Here is a 3,953-nt window from a genome sequence, read left to right on the forward strand (position 1 = left end):
CCGGCCACGGCGTCGGCGTGAGCCTTCACGAGTCGCCGTCGCTGTCGGGTCCGGGCGAGCTGCGGCCGGGCCACGTCGTGACGATCGAACCCGGCGTCTACGACCCCGAGGTCGGCGGCGTCAGGCTGGAAGACCTGATTCTCGTCACCGACGAGGGGTACGAGCTGCTCGCCGAGTACCCGTTCGGGGTCGTTCCGCAGGCCCGCGAGTGACCGACCGATGACTACGACCGCTCTTTGCGCTATCGGCGCGGCTTTTTCCCTGCCGACCGACGGTCGAGACGCATGCGATCCGAGTCCTCCACCGGAGCCGGCGATCCCGCCGGGTCCGAGCCGATCTGGCGCACCGTGACGAAGGGGTTCCCGACCGCTCTAACGCACCTCATAGCTGCGTTCACACTCGTCGGCGTCGGAATCGTCGGGACCGGTGCCGTCGCCGCCGACGGAGCGGCGGAGCTCGACGAGGACGTCGTCACCGTAGGCGAGAACGGTACCACCGAAATCGCCGTCGAGAGCGAGGGCGTGGAGTCGTTCGAGGTCGTCGTCGGCAACGAGGACGACTCCGGATACGAACTCCGAGGGACGGTGACGCCGGACGGCGACGGCGTCACGAGACTCACGTACGACCATGCCGCGGCGGGCGACGGCGGTGACCCGCTGACCGCCGACAGGGGCGGCGTCGAACTCGACGGCGAGACCGACCTCGGCGAACCCCCGCTCCCGGAGCCTACGACGTGAGGGTGTTCGTCGGCAACGGGAGCGAACCGGTCGACGTCGGCACGCTGATGGTCGAGACGACCGAGAGCGACGATGGCGTCGAGGACGCAGTCGAGGCCGTCACCGACGCGACCGTCGAGGACGCGGACGTCCTCATCGAACCGCGCGCGACCGTCGTCACAGTGCCCGTCGACCTCGACGACGGGACGCCCGTCGAGGTGCGACTCCGGTCGGCCGGCAACGCGAGCACGGAGTTCATCAAGACCCGGGAGGCGACGGTGACCGACGGGGAGGCGACCGCGACGTTCGACGCGAGCGTCACCGAACCCGGAGACCGCGCGACCCTGACCGTCCGCGGTGACGGAGACGCCGACGAGTCGGTGACACGCGACGTACTCGTGGTCGACGACGTCGACGCTCCCGGAAGTGGGGACACCGGAGACGAGGCTCCCGGTTTCGGTCCCGTCGTCGCCGCGCTGGCGCTTCTCTGCGCCGCGCTCGTCGCTCGGATTCGGGAGTAAAGGCGTCCGGGCTGTCCCCCGCCCGAGACCGACACGCGGTCAGCGCTCGTCGGAGTCACTTCCGACCGCGACGGACTGAGAGCCGTCTTCCGTCTCGGGAGCCGCCGCGTCGTCGCCGCGGAGCTGTCGGGGGAGGAGTCCGGAGAGCAGTCGCCGGAGGATCTGGGCGGGATCGAGGAAGTACTGCGGCAGGACGACCATCGCGACCGCGACGACCAACAACCCGGAGCCGAGCGCGATCTCGCCGGCGATCACCCGGACGATCGCGTAGTTCGCGAGCGGGAGCGCGAAGATCAGCGAGGCCGCCAACCCGATCATGTCCAGCACTCCGAGTCTCATTGCGTTCCCGTTGGCGGCCGGGGGTCAAAAGCGGCGCGGCGGGGCGTCGCGAGGGGAACGCGGCGGTCGGAGCAGAACCGATATCCGTCGCCCGCCCCCAGTTCCGGTATGTTCACCGGCATCGTCGAGGGGACCGGCGCGGTCCGCGCGCGGACCGAGACCGACGACGGGCTCCGGCTGAAGATCGGGGTCGACGGCGTCGAGGGGTTCGACGACCTCGCCCGCGGCCAGTCGATCAGCGTGAGCGGCGTCTGTCTCACCGTCGAGGAGCACGGCGTCGGCGGGGGTGACGGCGCGCCCGACGACGGCTCGACCGGCGACTCCGACTGGTTCGAGGTGTTCCTCGCGAGCGAGACGGTCGCGAAGACGTACCTCGGCGAGGTGCGCGAGGGCGACGCGGTCAACGTCGAGCGCGCGATGCCCGCCGACGGCCGATTCGACGGCCACGTCGTACAGGGCCACGTCGACACCGTGAGCGAGGTGACCGCGATCGAGCGCGTCGGCGAGGACTGGCGGTTCACCTTCTCGATCCCGGAGGGACACGACGATTACCTCGTCGACAAGGGCTCCGTGACGCTCGACGGGATCTCGCTGACCGTCGCCGAGAAGCGCGACGGCGAGTTCGACGTCGCGGTCATTCCGACGACGTACGACCTGACGACGCTGTCGGCGAAGTCCGTCGGCGACCCGATCCATCTGGAGGTCGACGTGATCGCGAAGTACGTCGAGAACATGGTCGGCGGAGACGACTGAACGCCGCGGCGCGGTGAGCGGCCGCCCGCCGGAGCGGTAGTCCGGTCCGTCGCGGGATCCGGAGACCGTGATTTAAGTGCGTGATGGGCGAGTCGACTGACGGATGCCCTCCAACGAACACACCGGTCTCGTGGCGGCACTGGTCGCGGTCGGCGTCGTGGTCCCGCTGTACGCGGGCGCCGTTTCGCGGCAACTCCTCCCGGGTTTGGGCGTCGGACTGTCAGCTCTCGTCACCGCGGCGCTCGTGGCTCGCGACGGCACCGGCCGGCGGACGCTCGCTCGCGCGACGATCGCCGTGACGATCGTCTACGGCGCGTTCACCTTCCAGTTGCTCGTCGCGGTGGTCGCGGCCTGTGCGGTCTACCTCTCCGCGTGGCTCACGGGTTCGGACAGCCCGCTCGGCGCACCGGACACGGAGATCGTCCCGGTCGAACCACCGGCCGCCGAAGACGCAGGGGCCGAGGAGTAGATCGTCGGACGGCCGAGTCGCGGTCGATCAGGCGTCCTTCGCGCCTTCGACCGTCTCGCGGACGGCGTCGATGCCCTCGTCGTGGAGCAGGTCGCCGACGACGATCACGTCGCTGTGGGCGGCCATCTCGTTGGCCGATTCGTAGTCGTGGATGCCGCCGCCGTAGAAGAGCGTGGCGTCGTCTAAGGCGTCCGCGGCGGCTGCGACCTTCTCGGTGTCGCCGAACGTGCCGGAGTACTCGACGTAGACGATCTCCTGGCCGAACATGCGCTCGGCCACCTTCGCGTACGCCGCCACGTCGTCGGCGCTGAGGTCGCAGTCGGCCTCGGTCAGCTGTGCGACCGACGCCTCGGGGTTCATCACGATGTACGCCTCGGTGTGCGTCCGGCTCCAGTCGAGGTCGTCGATGCGGACCCACTCCTTGTGCGCGCCGGTGATCCAGAAGGGACCGCCGGCGTTGAACACGGTCGGGATCAGGTAGCCGTCGAGCGCTGGCGAGTCGATCACGACGCCCGGGTTCGACGGCTCCTGGTACAGCGGCACGTCGTACTCCGCGGCGGCGTCGACGACGCGGGTCATCTTCTCCGCGGTGACGTCGAGGGTCCCGCCGATCTCGATCGCGTCCGTCCCGGTCCGGCAGACGTCCTCGAAGGTCTCACCCGGCCGCAGGTCCTTGTCGGGGTCGACCTTCAGCACGTGGTCCCAGTCGTCCCACGGGTTGGTCATCGGGCGAGAGTCGGCCGGGCGACACCAAAAGGTGCGGAACCTGTCTCGCCGGCCGGGGCGCGCTCGCCGGCGGACTCGCCCGCCGGCCGCTCACAGCAGGTCGTCTATCTCGTCGTTCTCGAACGCCGCCGCGGGGTCCGGTTTCTCCTCGCGCTCGTCGCGGACGGCCTGCCGGGCGCGCTCCAAGAACGCCTCGACGCGCTGGGACCGCTCGACGCCCGCGAGAAGGACGAGGGCCGCGATCCGGTCGGAGTCGAGCGGGAAGTCGCCGCCGCGAACCTGCATCGATCCAGTCTCCTCTTGGAGCCACTTTCGGGCCTTTTCCGCGCCCTTCCGGGAGATCCGGTCCGGATCGCCGGCAACCGCGACGAGCGCGGCGTCCGCGTCGGTGGCGCTCGGCAGCGAGAGCCCGGTCATCACCGCGCTGCG

The 3,953-nt window shown here is 70.1% G+C and carries 7 protein-coding genes and 1 pseudogene; 5 read left to right on the forward strand and 3 right to left on the reverse strand.

What is annotated here, in order from left to right:
• The 3 genes from BN903_RS14435 to BN903_RS18250 all read left to right on the forward strand — a co-directional run.
• Positions 1-212, forward strand: a 212-nt coding sequence (locus tag BN903_RS14435; RefSeq protein WP_048078394.1) for a Xaa-Pro peptidase family protein, incomplete at its 5' end; no start/stop codon positions are given.
• Between the two features lie 72 nt (positions 213-284).
• Positions 285-737 (forward strand): hypothetical protein, encoded by a 453-nt coding sequence (locus BN903_RS18245; protein ID WP_228841118.1) that lies wholly within the window; start codon positions 285-287, stop codon positions 735-737.
• Entirely contained in the window at positions 734-1,237 is a 504-nt protein-coding gene (locus BN903_RS18250) for a BGTF surface domain-containing protein (RefSeq protein WP_228841119.1), read from the forward strand. The genes BN903_RS18245 and BN903_RS18250 overlap by 4 nt, the downstream gene beginning before the upstream one ends.
• Before the next feature lie 39 nt (positions 1,238-1,276).
• On the opposite strand, the gene BN903_RS14445 is transcribed toward BN903_RS18250, so the two are convergent.
• Positions 1,277-1,576, reverse strand: coding sequence for a hypothetical protein (locus BN903_RS14445; RefSeq protein WP_048078395.1), 300 nt, complete (start codon positions 1,574-1,576; stop codon positions 1,277-1,279).
• Between the two features lie 108 nt (positions 1,577-1,684).
• Between BN903_RS14445 and BN903_RS14450 the strand changes: the two genes are divergently transcribed.
• Positions 1,685-2,329 carry a riboflavin synthase gene (locus BN903_RS14450; RefSeq protein ID WP_048078396.1) on the forward strand — a complete coding sequence of 215 codons (645 nt, stop codon included), beginning with the start codon at positions 1,685-1,687 and terminating at the stop codon, positions 2,327-2,329.
• A 103-nt stretch (positions 2,330-2,432) separates the two neighbouring features.
• Positions 2,433-2,798: a hypothetical protein gene (locus BN903_RS14455; RefSeq protein ID WP_048078397.1), complete on the forward strand. Its 366-nt coding sequence runs from the start codon at positions 2,433-2,435 to the stop codon at positions 2,796-2,798.
• A 27-nt stretch (positions 2,799-2,825) separates the two neighbouring features.
• Here the strand turns inward: BN903_RS14455 and BN903_RS14460 are convergent, their stop codons facing one another.
• Positions 2,826-3,524 carry a phosphoglycerol geranylgeranyltransferase gene (locus BN903_RS14460; protein ID WP_048078398.1) on the reverse strand — a complete coding sequence of 233 codons (699 nt, stop codon included), beginning with the start codon at positions 3,522-3,524 and terminating at the stop codon, positions 2,826-2,828.
• Positions 3,525-3,614: 90 nt separating this feature from the next.
• Positions 3,615-3,953: pseudogene (locus BN903_RS14465) on the reverse strand (cell division protein); the annotation flags it as partial.

It is taken from the genome of Halorubrum sp. AJ67, assembly GCF_000513435.1.